The sequence below is a fragment of the Deinococcus alpinitundrae genome (assembly GCF_009982895.1).
Classification (GTDB): Bacteria; Deinococcota; Deinococci; order Deinococcales; family Deinococcaceae; genus Deinococcus; species Deinococcus alpinitundrae.
On sequence record NZ_WXZL01000013.1, the window covers coordinates 70,239 to 94,659 of the forward strand.

Sequence of the window (24,421 nt, forward strand, 5' to 3'; positions counted from 1 at the left end):
CCGGAGCTTCTTCTCATGATCCCCGAACCCGGACAGCTGGTGGAAGTCCGCCGCCGTCGTTGGGTCGTCGGAGACGTCCAGGCTTCGGCGCTGGAAGGCGATTCGGCACTCGTGCGCCTGGCGTCGGTGGACGAGGACGGTTCCCGCGAGGAGATCGACGTCGTCTGGGGACTCGAGCCCGGCAGCCGTGTGATCGAACGTGCCGGCCTGCCGCAGGTGACCGCCTGGGACGAGGCCGAGGATCTGGACGCCTTCCTCGACGCGGTGCGTTGGGGCGCGGCCACGAACGCCGACCGGAAGATGCTTCAGGCTCCGTTCCGCAGCGGCGCGAGCATCGAAGACTACCAGCTCGACCCGGTCGCCCGCGCGGTGGACATGGCCCGCGTCAACCTGCTCATCGCCGACGACACCGGCCTCGGCAAGACCATCGAGACCGGGCTGATCATCCAGGAGATGCTGCTCCGCCACCGGGCGCGCACCGTCCTGGTCGTCTGTCCGGCGTCGCTCCAGGTGAAGTGGCAGACCGAGATGCGGGAAAAGTTCGGACTGGAGTTCAGGATCGTGGACACCGGGTACGTGCGCGAGCTGCGCCGCAAGCGGGGCATCCGGGCCAACCCCTGGACCTCGTTCCCCCGGCTGATCGCCTCGGTGGACTGGATGAAGGGCGGCGAGGCCCTGCGTCAGCTGAACGACGTCCTGCCGGCCGTACACGCTTCGCCCAGGAAGTTCGACATCCTGGTGGTCGACGAGGCGCACAACGTCGCGCCGAGCGGCAGCGGCAAGTACGCCACCGACAGCCGCCGGACCCGGCTGATCCGCAAGCTCACGCCGCACTTCGAACACCGGCTCTTCTTGAGCGCGACGCCCCACAACGGCTACCCCGAGTCCTTCTCGGCCCTGCTCGAACTCTTGGACGACCAACGCTTCTCGCGGACGGTCGAACCCGATCCGAAGCAGTTGCAGCGGATCATGGTGAGGCGACTCAAGTCCGATCTGGTGGACGCCGACGGTCGACACGTCTACGCGCGACGCGGCCTGCGTGCCCTCGACGTCGACTACGACGAGGAAGAACGGGCCGTCCACCGACTGCTGTCGGAGTACACGCGCAGCCGAACCGAATCGGTGAAGGGCGCGGGGCACGAATACGCGGTGCACTTCGTGCTCAAGCTCCTGAAGAAGCGCCTGTTCTCGTCCCCGCGCGCTTTCGCCAACACTCTCGCGGTTCACCGGAACGGGCTGGGCCGGGAAGTCGAGCGTCCTTCGAGCAGGTTCGAGGAAGGCATCCTCCGTCAGGCGGTGCGGCGGGCCGAAGAAGACTACGCCGACGACGCCGAAGCCGAGGAGGCGCTGGAGGAGGCCACCCTCACGGCCACTCGGGTCGTGCCGCCCGCGACGCCGGAGCAGGAAGAACTGCTGCGCCGCATGGCCGACTGGGCCGATCGCGCCAGGAACCGCCCCGACTCGAAGGCGCAGGCGATCCTCGACTGGCTGGACGCCACGCTTAGGCCGGGAGGCGAGTGGAACGACGAGCGGGTCATCCTGTTCACCGAGTTCCGGGACACGCATACCTGGCTCAAGGAGATCCTCGCCTCGCACGGTTTCGGCGCGGAACGGCTGATGGAACTGCACGGCAGCCTGCCGCACGACCAGCGAGAGGTCGTCAAGGCGGCCTTCCAGGCGAGTCCGGACGTGTCGCCGGTCCGCATCCTGCTGGCCACGGACGCGGCCTCGGAGGGCATCGACCTCCAGAACTGGTGCCGCTACCTGATCCACGTCGAGATTCCCTGGAACCCCAACGTCATGGAGCAGCGCAACGGCCGCATCGACCGGCACGGCCAGAAGAGCCGGGAGGTGCTGATCTGGCATCCGGTCGGCAGGTCCGACCGCGCCTCGGCGGCGGTCGACGACTCGGAGTTCCTGTGGCGGGCCGCCCAAAAGGTCGAGACCATCCGCCAGGACCTCGGCAGCGTCGGTCCCGTCCTGGCACGCCGGATCGAGGACGCCATGCTGAAGGCCACGTCCACCCGGACGCTCGACACGACCGACGTGGAGACGGCCGACAAGGCGAGGCGCGGATCATTGGCCTTCGAACGCGACCTGCGCAGGCGCGTCGCCGACCTGCACCAGCGCCTCACCGACACGCGGACGGAGTTCGGTCTGACGCCGGAACGCGTCGGGCGGGCCGTGTCGTTGGCCCTCGGAATCGACGGGCAACCGCCTCTGGTCCCGGTCGCGCTGGACGGCGCGCCCGAAGGCTCGGTCTTCCGGGTGCCCGAACTCACCGGGGCCTGGGACCGGGCGAGCACGGGCCTCGCCCATCCGTTCACGGGCGTCCGGCGACCCGTCACCTTCGACCATGCCGTGGCGAAAGGGCGCGACGACGTGGTCCTGGCCCACCTCGAGCACGACCTCGTTCAGCTCGCCCTGAAGCTGCTGCGGGCGGAGGTGTGGTCGCTGGAGACGAGTCGGCGGCTGCACCGGGTGGCGGTCCGGTCGGTGCCGGGGCTGGAGCGCCCGGTGGTGGCCGTCTGGTCGCGGCTGCTGGTGACCGGAGGCGACCACCGCCGTCTGCACGAGGAACTGACGCTGGCCGGGGGAGAGCTGCGCGACGACCGCTTCGAGCGCTTCCAGATCACACGAATGAAGGAACTGATGGACGCGTCCGCGCCTGTCCGTCCGGACGAGGCCCTGTTCGGTGCCCTGGCCGCCCGCTTCGGCAAGCACGAGAACGCCGTCCGCACCGCCGTGACCGCCCGTTCCGGCGACCGGCTCCAGTCGCTGCGAAATACCCTCGCGCTGCGCGAGAAGGCGGAGATCGAAGACGTGACCGGCGTCCTCGAGGACCTCCGGAAGGCCCTGGAGAACGAACTCCGGCAGGAGAAGGAGGAGTCGGCCGTGATCATGCTTTTCGCGCCGCCCGAACTCGAACAGCTCAAGCGCGACCGTCAGGCGCTGTCCGACCGCCTGGCCCGCATTCCCGAGGAACTCGAACGGGAGGTGGCCGCCGTCCGACGACGACACGCCGACCCGACGGAACGCACCTTCCCGGTGGCGGTGGTCTTCCTCATCCCCGAACACATGCACGGAGGCGACCGATGACCTGGCAGGCACAGACCGAAGCGGCGCGGGAATGGCTTCCGCTGGTGGAGATCTCGGGCGTGTACCTCGCGCCGAAGGTGCTGGACGAAGCGTTCCCTCAGAGCCTCGACCCCGTCGCCACCGCCGCCCGGCAGCGGGCACGGAGCGCCTGGGAGGAGTGGCGCGACGCCGTGGACGACGGCGATCCCCGGCTCCCCGACCTTCACCGCGAGTGGGTGAATTTCGTCCTGGGCGAACTGCTCGAATACCCCGGCCATCTCCTGCAACCCGTCGAGGACGGTGACGGGGCGTGGAGTCGCGCCGAGCCCGAATCCGGGGACGTCGCCCGGCCCGTCTGGCTCATGCGGCGCGGGACCGACGCCCCGAAGGTCGCCGTCTTCGTCCTGCCGCCCGACCGGTCGCTGCACCGGGCCTCCAAGGCGGTCGCCTCACCCCTGGACCGGGCGACCGCCTGGTGCCGTGCCGAAGGCGTCCGCTCGGCCCTGCTGACCGACGGCGAGCAGTGGACGCTGCTGGACGCCCCGGAAGGTGCGGTCTCCGGCCACGTGACCTGGCACGCCCGACTCTGGTGGCTCGAACCCGTCACCTTACGTGCCTTCTACACCTTCCTGAACGCCCGCACCGTCTTCGGGCGGCCCGAGACGACCTTCCCCGCGCTGGTCGACCGCTCGCTGGAATTCAAGGAAGAGGTCACCACGACCCTGGGTACCCAGGTCGAACGCGCGGTGGAGGTGCTCGTCCGCGCCCTCGACCGTGCCGACCGCGACACGGCGGGCACCCTGCTGCGCGACGTTTCCGAGCGTGAGCTGTACGAGGCCGGACTGACGGTCATGATGCGCCTGGTCTTCGTCCTCAGCGCCGAGGAACGTGGCCTGCTGCTGCTCGGGGAGCCCGTCTGGGACGGCTACTACGCCGTGTCCACCCTGCGGTCTCAACTCGAGGAGGTCGACGACCGCGACGGGCACGGTGTCCTCGAACGCCGCTTCGACGCCTGGAGCCGTCTGCTGGCCGTGTTCCGAGCCGTCTACGGCGGCGTCGACCACGAGACCCTGCGACTGCCCGCGCTGGGCGGTTCCCTGTTCGACCCCGATCGGTTTCCCTTCCTGGAAGGCCGCGCCGCCGGCACGAGCTGGCGGGATATGCCCGCCGAACCGCTCCCCATCGACAACCGGACGGTCCTGCTGCTGCTCGACGCCCTTCAGCGCATCAGGATCAAGGACGTCGCGCAGACCCTCTCGTACCGTGCCCTGGACGTCGAACAGATCGGGCACGTCTACGAAGGTCTGCTGGAGCGCACCGTCTCCCGCGTCGCCGACGTCACGCTCGGTCTGGACGGGACGGGCAAGTCGAAGACGCCGGACGTCCTCCTCACCCTTCTCGAGTCCGCCCGGCTGGACGGGCGAGAGCAGCTCCTCACCGTCGCCGCCGAACTGACGGGCCGGACGACCCCCAGTTCGAAGGCTACCCTCGCGCGCATCCTCGACCGCGCGCCGACCGACGACCTCAAGCGCCGCCTGCGCCGGGCCTGCGGCAGCGACGCGCTCGCCCGCCGGATCCTGCCGTTCGCGAACCTGCTCCGTACCGATCCCTGGGACGAGCCGGTCGTGTACCCGAAAGAAGCGTTCGCCGTCACGAGCGGGACCGACCGCAGCACCACCGGAGCCCACTACACGCCCAAGGCCCTCACCGAGCGCATCGTCGGCACCACCCTCGAGCCTCTGGCCTACGTCGGTCCCGCCGAAGGGCTGCCCCGCGAGGAGTGGAGACTCAGGAGTGCCGTCGAGCTGCTCGACCTGAAGATCTGCGACCCGGCGATGGGTTCCGGCGCGTTCCTGGTGCAGGTCTGCCGCTGGCTGGGCGACCGCGTGGTGCGGGCCTGGCTGGACGCCGAAACGGACGGGCGGGCCCTCACCGCCGACGGCGACGTCGTGCCCGACCTCGACGGAAGGGAGGCGATGACGACCGACCCCGAAGAGCGTCTGCTCCAGGCCCGCCGCCTCGTCGCCGAGCGCTGCCTGTACGGCGTGGACATCAACCCGGTCGCCGTCGAACTCGCCAAGCTCTCCGTCTGGCTGGTCACGCTCGCCAGGAACCGGCCTTTCGGTTTTCTCGACCACAACCTGCGGCACGGCGACAGCCTACTGGGCCTGCGCGACCTCGAACAGTTGACCGAGCTGAGCATGACGCCTTCCAGGGGTGCGGGTCAACGCATCTTCTCGATGAACGTTCGGGAAGCCGTGGACCGGGCCGTCGCCTTGCGGACCCGGCTGCGCGCCTTGCCGATCCGCGACATCCGGGATGTCGAAGCGATGGCGAGACTCGATCTGGAGGCCCGCGCCGTCCTGCGGCGACCGGAACTCGCCGCCGACGCTCTGATCGGCGAGGCCATGTGTCATGTGGGAAGTGCCGCTACCCTCACCGCTGCCTTGAACACCCTGTCGAGCGAAGTCGGGAAGATGACGGACGGCGACACCGAAGGCGAGCAGGCCGTGAAGAGGCGGGCAGACGCCGCGCTGGCCGTTGACCTATCCGATGTCGGGAACCCACGCCGACCGTTCCACTGGCCACTGGAATTCCCGGAGGTGTTTCTCAGGGAGAACGCCGGATTCGACGCCTTCGTGGGCAATCCGCCCTTCCTCGGAGGACAGAAGATCACGGGAGCGATGGGTACGGCTTTCCGTGAATATCTCGTTCAATATCTCGCGGGGGGGCGCAAGGGTTCTGCCGATCTAGTCACCTACTTCTTTCTGTCGTGCTTCGGCTTGCTGCGGAATGGGGGGACATCGGGACTGCTGGCGGTGAACACCATCGCCGAGGGCGACACGCGCGACGTGGGCCTGACTGCTCTGTTGAACGAAGGTGCAGTGATCTTCGAGGCTCATCCGAACGAACCCTGGCCTGGAGCGGCAGCTGTGGTAACAAGTAGGATTCACCTGATCCGGGGCGATTGGAATGGTATACGCAACCTCTCGGGAGACGAAGTCGATTTGATTTCGTCGTTTCTGACCGCTGAGGACGACAAGAGGGCTTTTACGCTCGAGATGAATTCAGACCGATCATATCAAGGTGCTATCGTCCTGGGTGATGGATTCATACTTGAAAGCCGTGAAGCGCTCGACGAGTTTATTCGCCTTGATCGTAAAAATGCAGAGATCGTCCATCCCTATTTGAGTGGAGATGATCTGAATTCAAATTTCACTCAAATTGCTTCCCGGTGGGCCATCGCTTTTTGGGACTGGCCATTGAATCGTGAATCCAGTGGTTCTTGGACGAGCCTTACAGAGGCTCAAAAAAGGTCTCTCCTAAGACAAGGAACAGTCCCGTCAGATTTCCCAGGAAAAGCGGCTTCCGATTATCCTGTCGCTCTAGCACGCATCAAAGAATTGGTCCTTCCGGAGAGAGCGAAAAAAAATGACCGTGGTGCTAGAGAGAAGTGGTGGAAGTATTACAGGATTTCGGCGGATTTGTATCATTCAATCGGAAACGGACATCATTTTTACAATGACCCACCTGAGTGGACTTCGAGCCGCAACTGCACTGGAGAGGTAATTGCATTTGCAACACAAGCGACAAAATACCCTGTATTTGAATTTTGCTCCAACAAGCAGATATTCGCAAACAGTCTCGGAATTATCACCCTGTTCGATTACGCTCATTACGCGACCCTGAATTCGAACTTCCATACCGTATGGGCCTGGAAATACAGCTCTTCTCTGGAAACACGAATGCGGTACACGCCGACCGATTGCTTCGAGACCTTCCCGTTTCCCGTTTTTGGGGCCGACGACGCACTTTTCGCACTCGGAGAGCGGTTGAGGGCGGCCCGGAGAGCCGGTCACGAGGCCTTCGAAGTCGGCCTGACCGACCTCTATAACCTCCTCCATGATCCCGGCGAGTCTGCTCCGGAGATCGTGGCCCTCCGAGAGGCGCACGTCGCCGTGGACGAACGCGTCAAGTCGCTCTACGGCTTTGACGACATCAATCTGGAACACGGGTTCCACGACGTCACCTATCTTCCCGCCACGGACTGCACCCGCTTCACCGTGAGCGAAGCGGCGCGACTCGAACTCCTGCGGCGGCTGGCGGCCCTGAACGTGGAACGGTACGAGGCCGAACAGGCCGCCGTGTCGCTCCCGAAGAAGGTCACGCCGAAAGCGGCGTCGAAACGCGGACAGACGACCGGGGAAGGGGATCTCTTCGCCTTTTCGACGCCTTCAGCCGCCCCGGAGGACGTCGGAAAGTCGGTGCTCGAAGTCCTGAAAGGCCGTCGGAGATGGTTCGGCAAGACCGAGATCCTCCAGGAGAGCGGACTGCCGCAGGAGTCCTGGAAGGCGGTCATGGACGGTCTGCTGGCGTCGGGTGCGGTCGAGAAGGAAGGCGAGAAGCGGGGCACGAGATACCGTGCCCGGACATGACGGGCGAGAAGGGACGGAAAAAATGACCGGAAAGGGAAAACAGGAAGATACGGCGGTCACGTCTGCGCCGCCGCCGAGGGCACCGGGCGCGTGGCTGGTGCCGAGACGGGGAGACGACATGTGCCGGGACGGTCAATCGGTGGAGCTGTCCGGCGGTCTGGAGCACTGGCAGGACATCCGGATCGGCGACGGCCTGCTGGTGGGGGTCGAAGTGGACGGCGAATGGCGGGCGGAGACCTTCGCAGGCGTGTTCCGCATCCGTGGGCTGGTCGGGAAGACCGTGCTGTACTTCGATACCGCAGCCGAGGTGCCGACCGCACCAGGTCTGGAATCGCTGGGCATCGGTACGCCGGGCCGGGCCGGGGCGGTCGAGCGGCTCGACTGGACCGGGTACGAAGCGGCCCTGCGGGCCTGCACAGGCGGGGGCTTCGGCGACCTTCCCCTGATCGAAGACCAGGCCTACCTGCGGACCCTGCTGCGACTGGCGTTCGAGGACGACCTGTTGGGACCTGCCGAGGGGCCGGACGAGGAGATCCCGGACATGGGCGTCCGCGACCGGTACCTGGTCGGCAAGCTCGCTCCCCGAGACGCCGTGCCGTACGTGGTGTCGGGAACGCCGGAGCAGGCCGAGGCGGAAGAAGACGAACTCGTCCTCCGGGAAGGCGTGTCGTCAGATCCCGGACAGGAGTTCGGGCAGACCTCCGGGCGCAGGGACGCGGAAGAGGAACCGGCGGAACTCGACGCCTCGACCAACGCGTCGCTGGTGCCCTCGTCGCTGGGCTTGACCTTCTGTGTGGCCGCCGACGCGACACACCTCGCCGTGCGGGTGTCCTGGGGCCGGTACGAGCGGCGCGAGAGCGAGCGGCACTTCGACGAGAAGACCGGGAAACCCTCGCGGGTCTGGAAGCGGATACCGATGGGTGGCGAGGTCGTGCTTCCCCTGGCGCAGGAGGGTGGCACCGCGCCGCTGGTGCCCGATCCGGGCTGGCCCTCGGTGGTGATCGACGGGCGGGTGAGGCTCTCGCCGAACGGACACGACCGTCTGGTGACGGTGTTCCTGGTCAACACCCAGCCCAAGCCGGACACGCAGGAGGACGCCGCCTGGCTGTTCCAGCCCGAGCTGACGGTGCGCGACCTGTCCGGGAAGCCGGTGTTCCGGCGACGACCGCCGCTGAAGGCCGACGGTTCGGACGAGGAACGCGAGGCGATGGAGATGCTCTACCGCCGCCACGTGGAGTTCGCGGTGGGCCACAACGTGTCCGTGACGGCGCAGGTGGACGCCGAGAACCGCGAGCGTGCCCTGGAGGTCCGCACGCGGATCGTCCCGGCCTCCGAGGTGCCGGTCACGGAGACGCCCGTCCTTGGGCAGGGCGTCCCTGCCGACCTGATGGACATGCGCCGCCTCGCGGGCATGACGCGCGAGGCGCTGGTCTCGGGCCTGAGCGCCTTCGCCGACGACTACGCGTCGTGGATCGCCGGGCAGCGCAGGAAGGCCGCGCCCGGCGCGTCCGGGTACGACGTTTCGCTGGGCGACTGGAAGCAGGTGGCGGACGCGGCCACGGAGCGCTGCGTCCGGGTCCTGGGCCGCCTGCGCGAAGGGATCCGGGTCCTCGCCGACGACGACCGGGCACTCGACGCCTTCCGCTTCGCCAACCTGGCGATGGCCGACCAGCGCGTGCACAGCATCTGGGCGCTCCGGCGGCGGCGCGGCGGCACGCCCGACCTCGCCGCCGTCGACGCCGACCCGCGAAACCGGTCGTGGCGGGCCTTCCAGCTGGCCTTCGTGCTGCTGGCGATTCCCTCGCTTGCCGACCCGACCCATCCGGACCGGACATCCGCTTTGGAGGCTGAAGCCGACCTGCTGTGGTTCCCGACCGGCGGCGGCAAGACCGAGGCTTATCTGGGCGTGGCGGCGTTCGCGATGGCTGTCCGCCGCATCCAGGGCGACCTGGGCGGCCTGGACGGCTCGCGCGGCCTGACCGTGATCATGCGCTACACCCTTCGGTTGCTGACCCTGCAACAGTTCCAGCGCGCCAGTACCCTGATCTGCGCCATGGAAGTGCTGCGGAAGGCCGACGAGGAGAAGTGGGGCACCTGGCCGTTCGGGATCGGCCTGTGGGTCGGACAGAAGAGCACGCCGAACACCACCGAGGAGAGCCACGACGCGGTCAAAGCCGACCGTGACGGAAAGCGGGGAACGGGTTCGACGCCGGCTCAGCTCACGACCTGTCCGTGGTGCGGCTCGCCGATCGACCCGAAGCGCGATGTCGCGGTGGACCGCGACAGGAGCCGGACCACGCTCTACTGCTCGGACGACCTGAGCGAAGATCCCTGCCGCTTCGCGCAGCTCGGCGAGCACAGCCCCGGCCTGCCGGTGGTCGTCGTGGACGAGGAGATCTACCGCCGCCCACCGAGCATGCTGATCGCCACGGTCGACAAGTTCGCGATGATGGCCTGGCGCGGCGCGATCCGCACCCTTTTCGGACGGGTCGAGGAGGAGTGCCCCCGTCACGGCCTGATGTGGCCCGATGTGAAGGACTGCACCGGCACTCACCTGGCCAAGGGGAAACTTCCAGGGACCACCGTCCGCGAGGTCCGGTCGCTGCGCCCGCCCGACCTGATCGTCCAAGACGAGTTCCATCTCATCAGCGGCCCGCTCGGGACGATGGTGGGCCTCTACGAGACCGCTATCGACGCCTTGTGTTCGTGGACCCTGGACGGTCTGACGGTGCGCCCCAAGGTGATCGCCTCCACGGCGACCGTCCGCAAGGCCGCCGAGCAGGTGAACGGCGTGTTCCTGCGGCACGTCACGGTCTTTCCGCCGCACGGCGTGGACGTCGAGGACAACTACTTCTCCGTGCGCCGCGACGTCGGGGAGGTACCCGGACGGCTGTACCTGGGCATCTGCGCGCCGGGCAGCTCCAAACCCGCCATGCTCATCCGGATCTACGTGGCGCTGCTCACCGGGGGCCAGGCGCTGTTCGCCCGCTTCGGAGAGCAGGCCGACCCGTACATGACCCTGGTGGGCTATTTCAACGCCCTGCGCGAGCTCGGCGGCATGAAGCGCCTGGCGGAGGACGACGTGCAGACGCGGTCGTACCGGGTCGAGATGAGCCGCATCGGTCGTCCTGGGCTCGCGCAGCGCGGCGTGCGCGAGGTCGACGAATTGACCTCGCGCGTCTCCAGCCGCGAGATCCCCCTCAAGCTTGACCGGCTCGAAGTGAAGCACAAGGCCAAATGGGGGAAGGGCGAGCCCCGCTCGGTTGACGTGGTGCTGGCGACGAACATGCTCTCGGTGGGCGTCGACGTCAACCGGCTGGGCCTGATGGTCGTCAACGGCCAGCCCAAGACCACCGCCGAATACATCCAGGCGACCAGCCGGGTAGGCCGCTCCTTCCCGGGTCTGGTCGTCACCGCCCTGGCCTGGTCGAGGCCGCGCGACCTGTCGCACTACGAGACGTTCGAGCACTACCACGCCACCTTCTACAAACACGTGGAGGCCCAGTCGGTCACGCCCTTCGCGCCCAGGGCGATGGACCGTGGCCTCACAGGGACGCTGGTGAGTCTGCTCCGGCTCGGTGGAGCTGCGCTGAACCCCAACACGGGGGCGGCCCTGATGGACCGTCTCGGACGACCCGAGATCGTCTCGGCGAGGGCCGCCGTCCAGGGACGGTCGGGCGACGTCACGGCCAGTACGGCGGTCGCCGCCGACGCGGGCGACATGCTCTCCGAGCGCCTCGACCGCTGGGTCCACGAGGCGCTGCGCCCCGGGAGGACGCTCGGCTACGACAAGGGCGGCGGGACCGTTTCGCCCCTCCTGGCACGGCCCGGCCTGGGCGCGTGGGAACTCTTCACCGCCCCCACCTCGATGCGTGAGGTCGAACCCGGCGTCCGTCTCGTCATGAGCCGGACGAAGGTCGAAGACGGCCCCGCCTGGCGAGCCCCTATCGTGACCGACTCGGGAGACCGTCCATGACCAAGAACACCGACAGCACCGTGGGTTCCGTGCGGCCCAGCCAGCTCCTGTGGACCTACGGCCCGGGCGCGCTGGTCGACCTTCCGAACCTCTCGGTTCTCACCATGGGACTGGGACACTGGGAACTCGGTCTGTGCGCCGAAATCGACGAGCCCCGTCTGCTGGCTGCCGTACGCCAGGAACTCGGGGCGCAGGTGGGCAGCCTACGGCGGCCTCCGATCACGGAAGACGACGTGGACCCGCTCTCGGCCGAAGCGCTTCGGGGCGTTCCCGTTCGCCCGTTCCCGCGCTGGCTGCGGTGCGTGAAGTGCGGGTTGTTGGCCGAGTACGATTCGGGCCTGTTTGAGCTGGTCCCGGACAAGTACCGGCCCGAACGTACCCGCTTCGTCCATCCGAGCTGCCAGAAGGGAAAAGGCAAGAAGTCCGACGCGGTACCCGCCCGCTTCCTGCTGGCCTGTTCGAACGGACACCTCGACGACTTTCCCTGGCACTGGTTCGTCCATGGAGGCCCCACTACCTGCCGGGGGATACTCAGGTTCTTCGAGAGCGGGGCGTCGCTCCAGACGGAGAACCTGTGGGTCAAGTGCGAAGGCTGTGGCACGTCGCGGTCCCTGGTCTTCGCCTTCGGCGAGGAAGGCAAGAAGACCCTCCCGGCCTGCCGGGGGCGGCATCCGCATCTCGACGCCTTCGACGACGAGCCGTGTACGCAGCGGGCCCGTCCGGTGATCCTGGGCGCGACGAACGCCTGGTTTCCCGTGACCCTGTCGGCCCTGGCGATCCCTCTCGCGGAGACTCCGGTCGCCCAGTTCGTCGAAGAAGCCTGGGAGGAGATCGAGGCAGCCGAGGACGTCGGCGAGCTGAAAGGCATCCTGAAGTCGCTCAAGCGACAGGGACGATTTCCCGACATCGACCGCTTCGAGGCCCAGGACGTCTGGGACGCCATGTGCCGCAGGCAGGCAGGCGGTGAGGAGGGCGACGGACACGTCACCGAGGAGGAGATCAAGCGGCCCGAATGGGACGTGTTGACTTCACCGACCACGGTACCCGGCGGCTGGCCGCACTTCCTCGCGGAACGGGTCGCCGCGCCGCCGAAACACGCGGGTCTGCTCGCCTCCGTCTCGCTCGTCAAGCGCCTGCGCGAAGTCAACGCCCTGCTGGGCTTCACCAGGGTCGATTCTCCGGAGGAAGTCTTCGACGAGAGCGGGCAGGAGCGGGTGGCCGGCCTGAGTCTGCGGCCCCCGGAGTGGGTACCCGCCAACGAAGTCCACGGCGAGGGCGTGTTCGTGCGTTTCGACGAGCAGGCCGTCCGTGAATGGTCGGGCCGCCGGGCCGTCGAGCTGCGCGGCGAGCGTCTGCTCGACGGGCACCGGGGCTGGCGCGCCAGCCGAGGTCTGGACCCGGACGAGCATTGGCCCGGCGTGCGGTACGCCATGCTGCACACCCTCTCGCATCTGCTGATCCGGGAGTTCGCCCTGGAATGCGGCTACAACGCCGCGAGCATCCGCGAACGGATCTACGCCAGCGACGACGCGGCCGCCCCGATGGCGGGCATCCTGCTGTACACCGCCGCCGCCGACTCCGACGGCACCCTGGGCGGGCTGGTGGAACTCGGAAAGCCGGAGAACCTCGGGCGTATCCTCGACCAGGCGTTGCGGCGCGCCTCGGTCTGCTCGTCGGACCCGCTCTGCTCGGAGCACGATCCGGGGGCCGACCGCTCTCTCCACGCCGCCGCGTGTCACGCCTGCGGTTTCGTGGCCGAAACCTCCTGTGAGAAAGGCAACCGGTATCTGGACCGGGCGCTGCTGATTCCCACCTTCGAATGCCGCGACCCCGGCATCTTCCCCTGAGATGGACCGGGCGCTCCTCTGGCGGGCGGTGGCCGACGTCGTCCGCGGACTTCCGGCGCTCCACGTCGAACGCCTTGCCCGCTCGGTCGAGGACGCCCCCGCTCCGAAAGCCTTAGCGACAGGGGGACATGGTGTCCTGACGGACCTGGACCGGGCGTGGCGGGCCTGTCCCGTTTCCGGTGATGTCCTGGCGGGAGCGCTCCGGGGGGCCGCCGCCACGGTCGCCGACTTACGGGCACGCGAATCGGCGGAACTCGTGTGGACCGGCCCGACCACCTCGGCGGTACCGGTCAGGCAGACCGACACCGTGCTCGTGCAACTCTTGGGCGAGGCCGCGCGCGAGATCCTGGTCGTGAGCTTCGTCGCCCATGCCGTGCCGAGCGTGGTGGACGCCCTGAACGCGGCGGTGCTGCGCGGCGTCGAGATCACGGTCGTCCTGGAGCGCTCGGCGGCCACCGGCGGACGGGTCAACGGCGACTCCGTGGAACGCATCCGCCGTGCGGTCCCGTCTGCACGCCCCCACGTCTGGGCCGACGAGCCGGACGGGAGCGGGTTCCGGGGCGCGGTGCACGCGAAGTGTGTCGTGGTCGACGGGGTCTCGTGCCTGATCACGAGCGCGAACCTGACGTCCGCCGCCCTGGGTCGGAACATGGAACTCGGCGTCCTGCTGCGCGGTGGACGCCTTCCCAAGCGCTTGGCCGATCACTTCCGCGCCCTGATCGAGAGGCGGGTACTCGAGCCGGGCTGAAATCGACTCGAAAATACTTTAGGCCAGGCGGTATCAATCAGTATTTTCTGCTGCAACACTCCAAGGACGCGGACGGCATCTGATTATCGGGGAGTACCGGCACCGTGACGGTCGGCAGGTCAGGGTACAGCGTGGCTGGAGAGATCTCCCCGAAGGTGCTGGGGCCGCTGTAGATCGTTACCGGCGGCTCTGCCCCGATTGCGTCCTCCAGGCAGTGGAGCGTCTTCGAGCGTGCGGGTGTAGCGGCTATCGAAGCAAGATGACAGGGCATCGCAGCGGCGACAGGGCCCGAATGTGCTCGACTGACTGATACAGGTCATGCTAGACGACCGTGGGCGACATGCCGGTGGCCTGGAGGCGGTGTAGGTCCGAATCGGTAAGTCAGGCCTGCACGTCCGTGCCGAAGCAGAGACGCAGGTGGGCACGTCGTCGTCGGAATCTAGGCCGACCCATTCTCCAGTCGTCCCTGCTTCACGAACATGTAAAAGAGTTCATCCCCATCGGGGTCCATGATGCCTACCCAGAAGTCCTCCGAATTCCTGGGGAAATCGGCCTCCCCATCGGTGATACCGACCTGGTGGCCATCCGTTCCTGGCAGCTCGGCTATGAGCATCATGCAGCCGCCTCCAGTGTCCCAGCCCTGGAACGTCAACCCGTTTAACGTCTGCAGCCAGCCGGAAAGGCCCAGAGACATCAGGGTCGCGTCGAGGGGCGTAGGGTTTATTCTGTATGACTCCTCGACAATATCGTGGACGATGGCATTCATGGTCGGAGTCTACGAGAATTCCTGTCCGTCGTCTCGCTCCGTCACAGTAGGATATAGCGCCGATGGACAGCGGAATCGAAACTGTATCGACTGAGATGTTCGTCTGGGTTTCTGTTCTGAAGCACTTTTCGCGCATCCGCTCTCAGATGCGTTGGATGTTCTGCGCGAAGCAGGCCTATTGATCTAACCACATGATGGTTTACCCTGAGAAGGCGTCAATCAAATACGGAAGGGCGCACCACAACCCTTCAGAACATGTCATGAACGGACATCTGCGCGTCGTGCAGTTGCCGGTATCGGCCTCCCTGACGGAGTAGCGCCTCATGTGTCCCCTGCTCCGCGACTCCAAACTCGTCCACTACGACGATTCGGTCTGCATTCCGGACTGTGGCCAGCCGGTGTGCGATCACCAGTGTCGTCCGGCCTTCAGCGAGCTGGTTCAGGGAGGCCTGGATAGCGCGCTCCGTTGCGGTGTCGAGGGCAGAGGTGGCTTCGTCCAGAATCAGGATCGGAGGGTTCTTCAAAAACATCCGGGCGATGGCGAGACGCTGCTTCTGCCCCCCGGACAGCTTGACCCCTCGCTCGCCGATGACCGTGTCCAGGCCATGCGGGAGCGCGGCAATCACATCGTCCAGGCGGGCCCGGTGCGCTGCCTCAAGGATTTCCGCTTCGCCGGCCGTCAGGCAGCCGTAGGCGATGTTTTCGCGCATCGTCCCGCCGAACAGGAACACGTCTTGCTGGACGATACCGATCTGTCCGCGAAGCGACGACAGCGTTAAATCACGGACGTCGTGACCGTCCACGGTGATGCGGCCACCCGTCGTCTCATAGAAGCGTGGCAGAAGTGAGCACAGGGTGGTCTTGCCGGCCCCGGACGGCCCAACGAAGGCGACCGTCTCTCCTGCACGGACGGCCAGATCAATGTCGTGCAACACCCGGCGGCCCGCGCCGTACCCAAACGACACGCCCTCGTAGCGAATATCACCTCGCAGCACGGGTGCCGTACGGGCGCCCGCCGCGTCCCGGATGTCCGGCACCGTGTCGAGGAGTTCAATGTATCGGCGGAAGCCAGCCACCCCTTTGGGGTAGGTCTCGATCACCGAGTTGATCTTCTCGATGGGGCGAAAGAAGACGTTCACCAGCAGCAGAAAGCCTACGAACCCGCCGGCGGTGAGGCCGCCTTGCAACACGAAGTACGCGCCGGCGATCATCACGGTCATCTGGGTCAGACGCATACTCAGGTAGCTCAAGGAGGTCGTCGCTGCGATCAGGCGGTAAGCTTCCAGCTTCCTGCGGCGGTACTGGTGGTTATCTCGCGCGAACAGGCCTCGTTCGTGCTCCTCGTTCGCAAACGCCTGCACCACCCGGATGCCGCCGACGTTCTCCTCGATGCGCACATTGAAGTTTCCCACCGAGTCGTACAGTGCCCGCCAAGTCTGGGTCATGCGGTTCCCGTAGCGACTCGTCAGCCACAACACCAACGGCACGATGACCGCCGTGATCAGCGCGAGCCGGGGGTGGACGCTGAACATCAGGGCGAATGCTCCTAACAGCGTCATCGCCGCGATCACCATATCCTCCGGACCGTGGTGAGCCACCTCACCGATCTCTTCCAAGTCCTTCGTCAGGCGTGCGACCAGCGCCCCGGTCTTGACATTGTCGAAGTAGCTGAACGACAGCTTCTGGAGGTGATCGAAGGCCTTGCGGCGCATCTCGGTCTCGATATTGATGCCCAGCATGTGCCCCCAGTAGGTCACCACGGCCATCAATCCGGTGTTCAGCACGTAGATGCTCAGCAGGCCCACCCCTGCGGCAGCGATCGTTCCCCACTGCCCGGTCGGGAGCAACCGGTCGACGAATGCCTGCACCGCCAGAGGAAACGCCAGCTCCAACACGCCCGACACCACGGCGCTGCCGAAGTCCAGCAGGAACAGCCGCCTGTAAGGAGCGTAATAGCTGAAAAAGCGCGAGAGCAGCGGATTCAAAAGGCGGGCCTCATCGCCGTTCAGCGTAGCGTGTCGTTCTGTGGTCCGATATGTGCCACTTGGCGTATGGCGTCTGCTCGTATGTGATTTTCACCATCTTGGAACCGGGGGCATACAGTCTCGAGAGAGTCCGTTTGGACGTCAAGGCGCGGCGGCTCGGTGCAGCGGACGGGGAGACCTCGACACGCGGGCTGGAGTTTTGGGACTGGGGCTTGGTTGGCGGCTGCACAATGACGGTCGCGACGTTACCGGACGATGACATGTTGCAGCTCACTGACGGCGCGGTGGACCTGCTCAGCAACGCCGCCTGGTTCTGGCTCAGAATCGTCGACTCGGACGGCGAAGAGCCGCTGTCCGTCACCGGGTAGGCGGAGCCGCCATCCACCGCCTCAAGACCTCATGGTTTCAGCGCACCGGCGACCTTGTCCACGACCGAGTCCTTCTCCTTCTTGATTTCCTTCTCCCAGACCCTGACGACGCGCCAGCCGAGCGCTTCCAGGTCTTCGACGTTCCGGGCGTCCCGTTCAATGTTCCGTTCGATCTTGGCTCTCCAGAAGGGCTGCAACTTCTCCTTCCAGGTGTCGAAGTCGCGCCCGTGCCAGAAGTCGCCGTCCACGAACACGGCCAGTTTGGCCTTGACGAAGACGATGTCCGGTGACCCTGGTAGGCCCTTCACGTTCTTCCTGAACCGCAGGCCACGGCGATGTAGTGCCGAGCGCAGCGCGAGCTCGGGCGCGGTGTCCTTCTGGCGCACGCGACCCATCAGGGCGCTGCGCTGTTCCTTGGTCAAGCGGTCGGCCACGGCGACACGTTACCCCGTCCGGCCCGCCCGCTCGGTAGCGGATGTCGCTCGGCAGCACCCTGAGCGGTCGCCGATGCTTTATATTCCGTTGAACCGCGATGACCCTCCTTCCCTTCTTCCGACACGAAACCGATCGCCCGGTCGTCGCCGTCGACCTCTTCTGCGGCGTCGGCGGACTGACCCACGGCCTCCGCCAGGAAGGCGTCAAGGTCGTGGCCGGCTACGACCTCGAGCGGGACTGCAAGTACGCCTACGAAGCCAACAATCCCGGAGCGACTTTCTTCGAGCGCGACATCTGCGATCTCGGGGCCGACGAGCTGGCGGCGCACTACCCTCCCGACGCCGTCCGCGTTCTGGTCGGCTGCGCGCCGTGCCAGCCTTACTCCTCGGCGGCGGCGAAGACGAAGCAGGGGATGGCGGCCGAGGCGCTGGAAGCGGAATGGCGGCCCCTGCGTAAGTTCCTCGAACTGATCCTCGAACTCAGGCCCGACGTGGTCAGCATGGAGAACGTGGTCCGGCTGGCGACCCCCGGCAAGTTCCCGGTCTACGCCGAGTTCAAGGAGGCCCTGATCGCTGCCGGATACGGCGTAGACGAGTACCGGGTCTACGGTCCCGACTACGCCATCCCGCAGGCCCGCAGACGGTTGGTCCTGTTCGCCTCGCTCACCGGACGGGTGGACCTGCCGCCGAAGACCTGCGCGAAGGACGCCTACCCGACGGTGGGGGAGGCCCTGGCCGGACTCCGGCCACTGGAAGCCGGCGGCGTGGACCCGGAAGATCCGATGCACCGCGCTTTCAAGCTGGGCGAGCTGAACTTGGAGCGGGCGAGGACTTCCAAGCCTGGAGGGACGTGGTCCGACTGGCCGGAGGAGCTGCGGCTGGCCTGCCACAGGAAGTCGACGGGAGCCACCTACGGTTCGGTGTACGGGCGGATGGACGCGGGGGCACCTTCGCCCACGATGACGACGCAGTATTACAACATCGGTACGGGCCGTTTCGTGCACCCGACCCAGGACCGGGGCCTGAGTCTGCGCGAGGGCGCGATCCTCCAGACCTTCCCGCCCGAGTATCGTTTCGTCGCCCCAGGGGGCGAGATCGGGTTCAAGCGCCAGGGACGCCAGATCGGCAACGCCGTGCCCCCCATGCTGGGCCGGGTCATCGGGCGCTCGATCCTCGCCCACCTGGGCCGCGCCGAGATCGCCGGTCCGTTCGCCGTACGAGACGGGGTTCTCCCAACGTAACATCCGACTCCTCGCAGGAGGCTTCTGGTCGACGGATGTTGGCCGGTCGCGCTCCCTTCGACGTCGGTTCTCGGAAATCGCATTGATACGGCATCAAGTGGAGTGCCTACGCGTCGACGATGAGGACAAGGCTGGACGTGACCACTCGGAGCCTATCCAGAGGGTTTTTCGGAGGAGGGTGCCGTCCGACCTTCTGTCTCAGTCGAGCTCGGCTTGAGCAACTGCCGTGTCCTCGTCGCTGTTCACCCTGGTGCTCAGTCTGGCCGAACTCGGGAGAGCATGGCACCGCCCATCGGATCTGGCCTCTCCCTCAAGGTACTCTAGTCTGGACCGCGTCAATCGTCAGTTTCACCCCCCGCGTCCTGTACCCGGCAACAACTCGACGGCCTCGACGAGCGGAGCTCACACACCTTCTGCAGGCGCTGTACGTTCCCCGACACCTTGAAAACCCTATCCTGCGGATTGAGCTGCGCCTGGGTTCCCATCGGCAGCGTGAGCCGAGGACTGGTATGCCCGAAGTCGACGTTCGCCAGCACCACCATCGCCTTGCTTCGGGACGAGACGATCTGGCGGAGGTTCATGGGGCACTGGACCAGGACGGAAGGGCCGACGTCGGCCCTTCCAGTTTCTTCGGATTCAGCGTCTGAAGACGTGTGCACCGTGCCATGCCAGGGCTTCGGGATCGGGCCAGGCCCTAGCGTCGTTTGGGAGGATCAACCGTGTCCCGCTCTCGAACCGGAGTTTCCCGAGCTGGCCTTCGAAGCTCAAGGCTTGGAGCCGGATCGACGTCGTCATCTCCACCACGCTGGAGACGTACCCGAACGTGATCAGCCCCTCGTCGTAGAGGCGATGGACGCCGGCGGTCAGCGAGAGGCCGTTACGGACGTTGTCCGATCCGGCAGCGGCCACCGGCCGAACATGGGCAGCTTCCAGCAACGCTCGGGCTTCGCCAGCGGACGATCTGAAGCCTGTCAATGCGCACTGGAACGCGTATGCGGAGAGGACCTGCCCTCGGAAGCCCCGGTCCCGGACGCTCCGTCGGACGAGCTCCTCCGCCCGGATGGGCGTTAGGGGGATGCTCGCGGCAGGCAGTTCGGCGACTCCGATCAACCCGCTCGCGCACAGGATCGCGACCGCTTCCGCTGCCGTGACCGAGCGGACGGACTGGCCCTGGAGAACCGTACCCCACCGTTGACGGGGTACGGCCTGTAGGCGGAGTTCGAAAGCGGTCCCCTCCACTGAGGTCAGGGACGACGGAACCGGGAGCGGGATGAGCTTGCCGTCGTATCGGACCTCCCACTGACCGTCCGGCCGTGCCGTCGGCGGTGAGTTGAGGAGCCCCCAGGAGACATACTGCTGCTGCCCTCCCCCACGTCTAGGCTCGTAGACGATGGCCAGTATCGGTTCACCCCCGTCGAGCGAGGCGAACCTGGCTAGGTAGGTCTTCGGAAAGATGTATGTCTCGTCGGTATCGCCGTACGGATTATCCTCACGCCGGGAACTGAGCACCAGGTATTTCATCGGAGCACTCAATATAGGACGCCTCGTCGACCCGGACTCTGACGGTGGAGTAGATGGCTCTCCTGCACGAGGTTCAGGAATCTGGATGTTCGGATCGACCGCTCCCCCACATTGAGGGGGGTCAGAATGGCCCGACCGACGACTGCCCGAGGACTGGTGGGACAGCGTTGCCGATCTGTCTGCCTTGGCGTCTGAAACTGATCTCCTCGCCTGGGCGGACGAACTGGTAGTCGACCGGGAAAGTCTGGAGGAGCGCACCTTCGCGTAGGCTCGGCCCACGGTGTTGTGTGGGATGGACGAATCTCCCCGTACCGATGTTGAAGAACTGTGTCCTCATCGTCGGCGCAGGGGCTTTCGGGTCCATCCGGCCATAGACCGAACCGTATCTCGAGCCGCTCGCCTTGTTGTGGCGAGCAAGGCGCAGTTCCTGTGGCCAGTCGGCCCACGTTCCTCCCGGCAGCGCGCTCTTCGCCCGAGCTGAGTTCAGGTCGCCGAGGTTGTAGGTGCAGTGCAGAGGATCGTTTGGATCGGTCTCGCCGGCTGCCAACGGCCGGAGTTCCGAGACGGCGTCGGCTACGCTCGGGTAATCGACTTTCGAGTGTGTCTTCGCCGGCATCTTCACCTCTCCATGCAGAGCGGCGAACAGGACGAGTCGGCGGGCCTGCGGGATCCCGTAGTCTGCTCGCAGTCGCGGTCGCGGACGTCCAGATCCGACGCGGGACCGGTCGAGACGTCTCGGGCCGATGCGCTGCCGCGTCTGCACGGATTACCGGTAGAATAAGCGGTACTTTGTAGTCGAACGAAGTGGATTCCCGAGCTGGGTGGTCGCAGCCGTGTCTGGTATGGACACGTTCGCCATGACCATCTCGCGGTCGGAGAAGCATTGATGAACAGACCCGATTGGCGCGCATGGTCGTACAACGACTGGAATTCCAACCTCGTAGAGCACTGTTTCGGCTCGGACGAAGCCGGTGCGGTGGAGCCCGTGGAGCGTATCGTCGCCACACCTCAAGAGCTCGCCGCCGTGACAGGCGACCCGGAGGCTGCACCGGACGAGGTGGCAGCTCGTTTTGTCACTGCAATGAAACGGGAGCTGCCTCTCCACGGGATCAGCTTCTACGCCTTCTGCTCGGACACGGCGGCCAGGGGCTGGACTCTACAGTCCGCCAGAGTGCCTCACTTCTTCGCGATGCTGTGGTTGACTTGCCTGGTGGCCAACGGCTACCCGGATGGCGGTGCGGACGAGTACCACCGACGAATAGCCGGATTGTTCGGTAGGAACATGAACCTGGACTGCTTGCCCGACCTGTGGTCGCAACTGCAGGAATGGACGTCCATCCGGGCCTCCACTTCCGCAGGGCCACGGTTCCGTCGACTCGTCCTGCCCCCACCGGATCGCTACCGGACCGTCATCGGCTCGTCCTGGTTCCTCGCCTTCCCGCACGCTCAGGACCGAGCGAAACTGTGCCAGCTGTTGGAAGAACACGATCTCGTCGGTGAAGAGCCGGCCCTCCACCGGACGGTCGCTGTCCTGGAAGTAGCTAAGCCGATCTTCAGTGCCAATTTCGTCAAGGATCTCGACGATTTCGTCCGGGATTTCTACTCCAAAGACCGGGACGTACGCGACAGCGCTTTCTGGCGCGCGATTCGGCGCGAAGCGCTAGATGCCACTCGCGACGGCGGAGACTCCGGGGTGCACCGCACCGACACCCGCTTGATGGCCTATTACGATGCGGACGACGATCTGCTCGTGCCATATGTGGCGTGCAGCGGATCGGCACGCCTCCCGGAACCGTACGTGAAGGGTGATCTGAATTTCGACGTCGACGGTCTCGACTGTTGCGTGTTCTCACCCGTGGATGGGGAGCTTTCTATGCAGGCTGCCGCGCGGGCGGCATTCGAAGGCCGTCTGCCTGTCGCCAGCGCGGCCCTCCACTTCCGCAGGGGTGTGATGATCTTCAAGGCCGTGTTCAGGGGAGAGTACGAGCTGGTGGGTGGGCAGGCGGCGGACAACGCCGATTTGGCGCTCGTCCGCGACGACTTGGTCTCCCGCTTCGCCGCGCATTACGGAGGTGTCACCGACCCGGCCGCTATCGACGGGCTTGACGGGTGGCGACAGGTACGAGACTGCAGGGTGTCCATCCGCCGCGATGCGCCTGAGGGACTGGAAAGGGTAGGGCACCTCCAGGCGACGATGGCGCCGCCCGTGGTCCGGATCGTGGGGGGCATCCGTGGTGACGACGGCTTCGTCGCCTTGCGCGGTCAACTCCCTGTCGTCCGTTTCGCCGGGGCCATACGGGTCGAAGTCGAGTCGCCCGACAACCGCACGTTCCTGGCTGTGCGATCCTCTCGGATGCCGGACGACTGGCTCCTCCCCGACGACATCGTCACCGGGCCCCCGGGCCGCTACCTCGTGAGGGTGCATTGGCCGACGCCGGACGGTATCCAGCACGTCACCGCCGGCGAGTTCAGGCTCGGCGCGAAACAGACGGATCATCGGTACAAGCCTCTACCGGCCGGCGTTCACGTGACGGAAGGTGTCGGGCTCGCCGCAGCGGCCTTCGAACGTGGTGAAGAGGTGTCCAGCCAGATCGCCGGCGCGCTCCTGAAGGAAGACGAGGACGGCTCCGCCCGACCCGATCTGATCGCTACGCTCTCGGACGTCCTATACCTCGGCGCGTCACCGGGGGACGTGAGCCGTACCAGACGACCCGCTCAGGACTGGCTGCTCCTGGGCCCACACCATAACCCCAGGCTGCTGCTGTTCGTCGGGAATCCCGACATGCCGGAAATGCGCTCCGGTCGTAAGAGCACACACGATGGGAGCCGCAGCGTTTGGCTCAACACCATGCACAAGAGCCGGACGGTCAAGGTCAGGACGGCGGCGGGAAAAACTGAAGTCGTGGCCGATCATCCCAAAGTGGCGAAGGCCCTGTCGATCTTCAAGAACCGTAGCCTGGATAGAGAAGACAGGCCGGACGAATCCCTGGCAGCCCTGACGCCGGTCCCGGTCATGCCCTGGTCCGGCGTCGACTCCGCAGTCGGCGTCAAGGAACTCGTGGACGCGGTCGCAGCCCTGGCATGTCGGCGCAGCGGCATCCGGCTGAACAGCTTGGTGGAGGTGTTCGCCGACGCGACCGGGTGGAACCGCTTTGACCACGCGGCCACGTTGTACGAGCTCCTGCGCGCTTGGGTGGAAGCCGGTCTCCTGGACGTCTTCCACGCACGGGGACAACCGGTGTCGAACGTGCTGGCGCGCCGGCCGGGTTTCGTCGCCTACCGGATCGGCGACGGATTCCGTGCCACGCTGCTCGGGCTGTTGCCGTCTTCCGGTGCCTTCGCACTGGAGGAGGCGGCTGCCCGAAGAGGGGGGACGGTAGTCCAAAGCGTGTTCGGCGCCAACCCCTGGCAGCCCGAAGCCCTGCGTCTGGACGTCACCGATCTCTCCGTGCTGCGGGAGATCACGCGGGAGCTGGAGCTGCAGCCGGTCAGGTGGTTCGACCCTCCTGGGCCGGGCGGCGTGTCGCCGGGTCAGGGGCCGGCCACTTGCGGTTCGGCCCCGGCATACCTCACGGAGAAGGTCTGGGACTGGAGGGCATCGCGCTTCGTCCATGCCCCTTCCACATTCGCCCGGATCGGCGTGCAGGTGGAACTGCGGCGCCATCTCAGGTGCTGTCCGGTCTATGTCGTCACCGACGATGGCTGCGAGGTGGCGTGGTCGGAGGTGAGGAACTCGGCTCTGATCTGGGCCTACCGCCTCAAGTACGACGACCTGCCTTTCTCCGACGAAGCGGGCGGCCCAGTGACGCGAACCTGGGCCGGTGGACTCTACCTCCCGTTACGGTACGGGCGCCTATGCGCTGTCGTCGGGGCTGGCCTTTCCGGCCCTGCCGTCGACTCGTCCGGTCAGGTCACGTCTTACACGTATCCCCTATACGGCACCTTCCGGGAACCGCTCTCTGCGTTCCTGAAGGCCTCCACGGAGACGGCACGATTCGTCCACTGAACCAGTGAGGCGGCC

Annotated in this window: 14 protein-coding genes; 8 read left to right on the top strand and 6 right to left on the bottom strand. The window is 66.2% G+C overall.

Going from position 1 to position 24,421, the window contains the following annotated elements; genetic code table 11:
- Positions 1–15: 15 nt before the first annotated feature.
- The 5 genes from drmD to drmC are packed head-to-tail and all read left to right on the top strand — an operon-like array spanning position 16 to position 14,085.
- Positions 16–3,099: a DISARM system SNF2-like helicase DrmD gene (drmD, locus tag GUI70_RS13320; protein WP_161882802.1), complete on the top strand. Its 3,084-nt coding sequence runs from the start codon at positions 16–18 to the stop codon at positions 3,097–3,099.
- Entirely contained in the window at positions 3,096–7,514 is a 4,419-nt protein-coding gene (locus GUI70_RS13325) for an Eco57I restriction-modification methylase domain-containing protein (protein WP_161882803.1), read from the top strand. The genes drmD and GUI70_RS13325 overlap by 4 nt, the downstream gene beginning before the upstream one ends.
- Positions 7,515–7,536: 22 nt before the next feature.
- Positions 7,537–11,490, top strand: coding sequence for a DISARM system helicase DrmA (gene drmA / locus GUI70_RS13330; protein ID WP_202630478.1), 3,954 nt, complete (start codon positions 7,537–7,539; stop codon positions 11,488–11,490).
- Entirely contained in the window at positions 11,487–13,337 is a 1,851-nt protein-coding gene (gene drmB / locus GUI70_RS13335; protein WP_161882804.1) for a DUF1998 domain-containing protein, read from the top strand. Before drmA ends, drmB begins: the two co-directional genes overlap by 4 nt.
- 1 nt (position 13,338) lies before the next feature.
- Positions 13,339–14,085, top strand: a complete 747-nt coding sequence (gene drmC, locus GUI70_RS13340; protein ID WP_161882805.1) for a DISARM system phospholipase D-like protein DrmC — start codon at positions 13,339–13,341, stop codon at positions 14,083–14,085.
- Between the two features lie 439 nt (positions 14,086–14,524).
- On the opposite strand, the gene GUI70_RS13345 is transcribed toward drmC, so the two are convergent.
- Positions 14,525–14,851, bottom strand: coding sequence for a hypothetical protein (locus GUI70_RS13345; RefSeq protein ID WP_161882806.1), 327 nt, complete (start codon positions 14,849–14,851; stop codon positions 14,525–14,527).
- A 248-nt stretch (positions 14,852–15,099) separates the two neighbouring features.
- Positions 15,100–16,836, bottom strand: a complete 1,737-nt coding sequence (locus GUI70_RS13350; RefSeq protein WP_202630479.1) for an ABC transporter ATP-binding protein — start codon at positions 16,834–16,836, stop codon at positions 15,100–15,102.
- A 134-nt stretch (positions 16,837–16,970) separates the two neighbouring features.
- Here GUI70_RS13350 and GUI70_RS13355 point away from each other — a divergent pair, with 134 nt between their 5' ends.
- Entirely contained in the window at positions 16,971–17,204 is a 234-nt protein-coding gene (locus GUI70_RS13355; protein ID WP_161882807.1) for a hypothetical protein, read from the top strand.
- 29 nt (positions 17,205–17,233) lie between these two features.
- Here GUI70_RS13355 and GUI70_RS13360 read toward each other — a convergent pair whose 3' ends face one another.
- On the bottom strand, positions 17,234–17,638 hold the full coding sequence (locus GUI70_RS13360) for a very short patch repair endonuclease (protein ID WP_237724903.1): 405 nt from the start codon (positions 17,636–17,638) through the stop codon (positions 17,234–17,236).
- Between the two features lie 98 nt (positions 17,639–17,736).
- On the opposite strand from GUI70_RS13360, the gene GUI70_RS13365 reads away from it, so the two are divergent.
- Positions 17,737–18,879: a DNA cytosine methyltransferase gene (locus GUI70_RS13365; RefSeq protein WP_161882808.1), complete on the top strand. Its 1,143-nt coding sequence runs from the start codon at positions 17,737–17,739 to the stop codon at positions 18,877–18,879.
- Between the two features lie 335 nt (positions 18,880–19,214).
- On the opposite strand, the gene GUI70_RS25245 is transcribed toward GUI70_RS13365, so the two are convergent.
- The 3 genes from GUI70_RS25245 to GUI70_RS13380 all read right to left on the bottom strand — a co-directional run bounded on the left by GUI70_RS25245 (position 19,215) and on the right by GUI70_RS13380 (position 21,163).
- Complete coding sequence (locus GUI70_RS25245; RefSeq protein ID WP_161882809.1) at positions 19,215–19,460, bottom strand: hypothetical protein; 246 nt, start codon at positions 19,458–19,460, stop codon at positions 19,215–19,217.
- 55 nt (positions 19,461–19,515) lie between these two features.
- On the bottom strand, positions 19,516–20,400 hold the full coding sequence (locus tag GUI70_RS13375; RefSeq protein WP_161882810.1) for an HNH endonuclease: 885 nt from the start codon (positions 20,398–20,400) through the stop codon (positions 19,516–19,518).
- A gap of 121 nt (positions 20,401–20,521) precedes the next feature.
- Entirely contained in the window at positions 20,522–21,163 is a 642-nt protein-coding gene (locus tag GUI70_RS13380; RefSeq protein ID WP_161882811.1) for a DNA cytosine methyltransferase, read from the bottom strand.
- Positions 21,164–21,286: 123 nt separating this feature from the next.
- On the opposite strand from GUI70_RS13380, the gene GUI70_RS13385 reads away from it, so the two are divergent.
- Positions 21,287–24,406, top strand: a complete 3,120-nt coding sequence (locus GUI70_RS13385) for a hypothetical protein (RefSeq protein WP_161882812.1) — start codon at positions 21,287–21,289, stop codon at positions 24,404–24,406.
- Positions 24,407–24,421: the final 15 nt, after the last annotated feature.

Coding starts and splice junctions, on each gene's coding strand:
- GUI70_RS13325 (WP_161882803.1), top strand. CDS start 3,096: ATGACCTGGCAGGCACAGACCGAAGCGGCGCGGGAATGGCTTCCGCTG.
- GUI70_RS13345 (WP_161882806.1), bottom strand. CDS start 14,851: ATGAATGCCATCGTCCACGATATTGTCGAGGAGTCATACAGAATAAAC.
- GUI70_RS13385 (WP_161882812.1), top strand. CDS start 21,287: ATGAACAGACCCGATTGGCGCGCATGGTCGTACAACGACTGGAATTCC.
- GUI70_RS25245 (WP_161882809.1), bottom strand. CDS start 19,460: ATGAACCTCCGCCAGATCGTCTCGTCCCGAAGCAAGGCGATGGTGGTG.
- GUI70_RS13365 (WP_161882808.1), top strand. CDS start 17,737: ATGACCCTCCTTCCCTTCTTCCGACACGAAACCGATCGCCCGGTCGTC.
- drmD (WP_161882802.1), top strand. CDS start 16: ATGATCCCCGAACCCGGACAGCTGGTGGAAGTCCGCCGCCGTCGTTGG.
- drmB (WP_161882804.1), top strand. CDS start 11,487: ATGACCAAGAACACCGACAGCACCGTGGGTTCCGTGCGGCCCAGCCAG.
- drmC (WP_161882805.1), top strand. CDS start 13,339: ATGGACCGGGCGCTCCTCTGGCGGGCGGTGGCCGACGTCGTCCGCGGA.
- drmA (WP_202630478.1), top strand. CDS start 7,537: ATGACCGGAAAGGGAAAACAGGAAGATACGGCGGTCACGTCTGCGCCG.
- GUI70_RS13375 (WP_161882810.1), bottom strand. CDS start 20,400: ATGAAATACCTGGTGCTCAGTTCCCGGCGTGAGGATAATCCGTACGGC.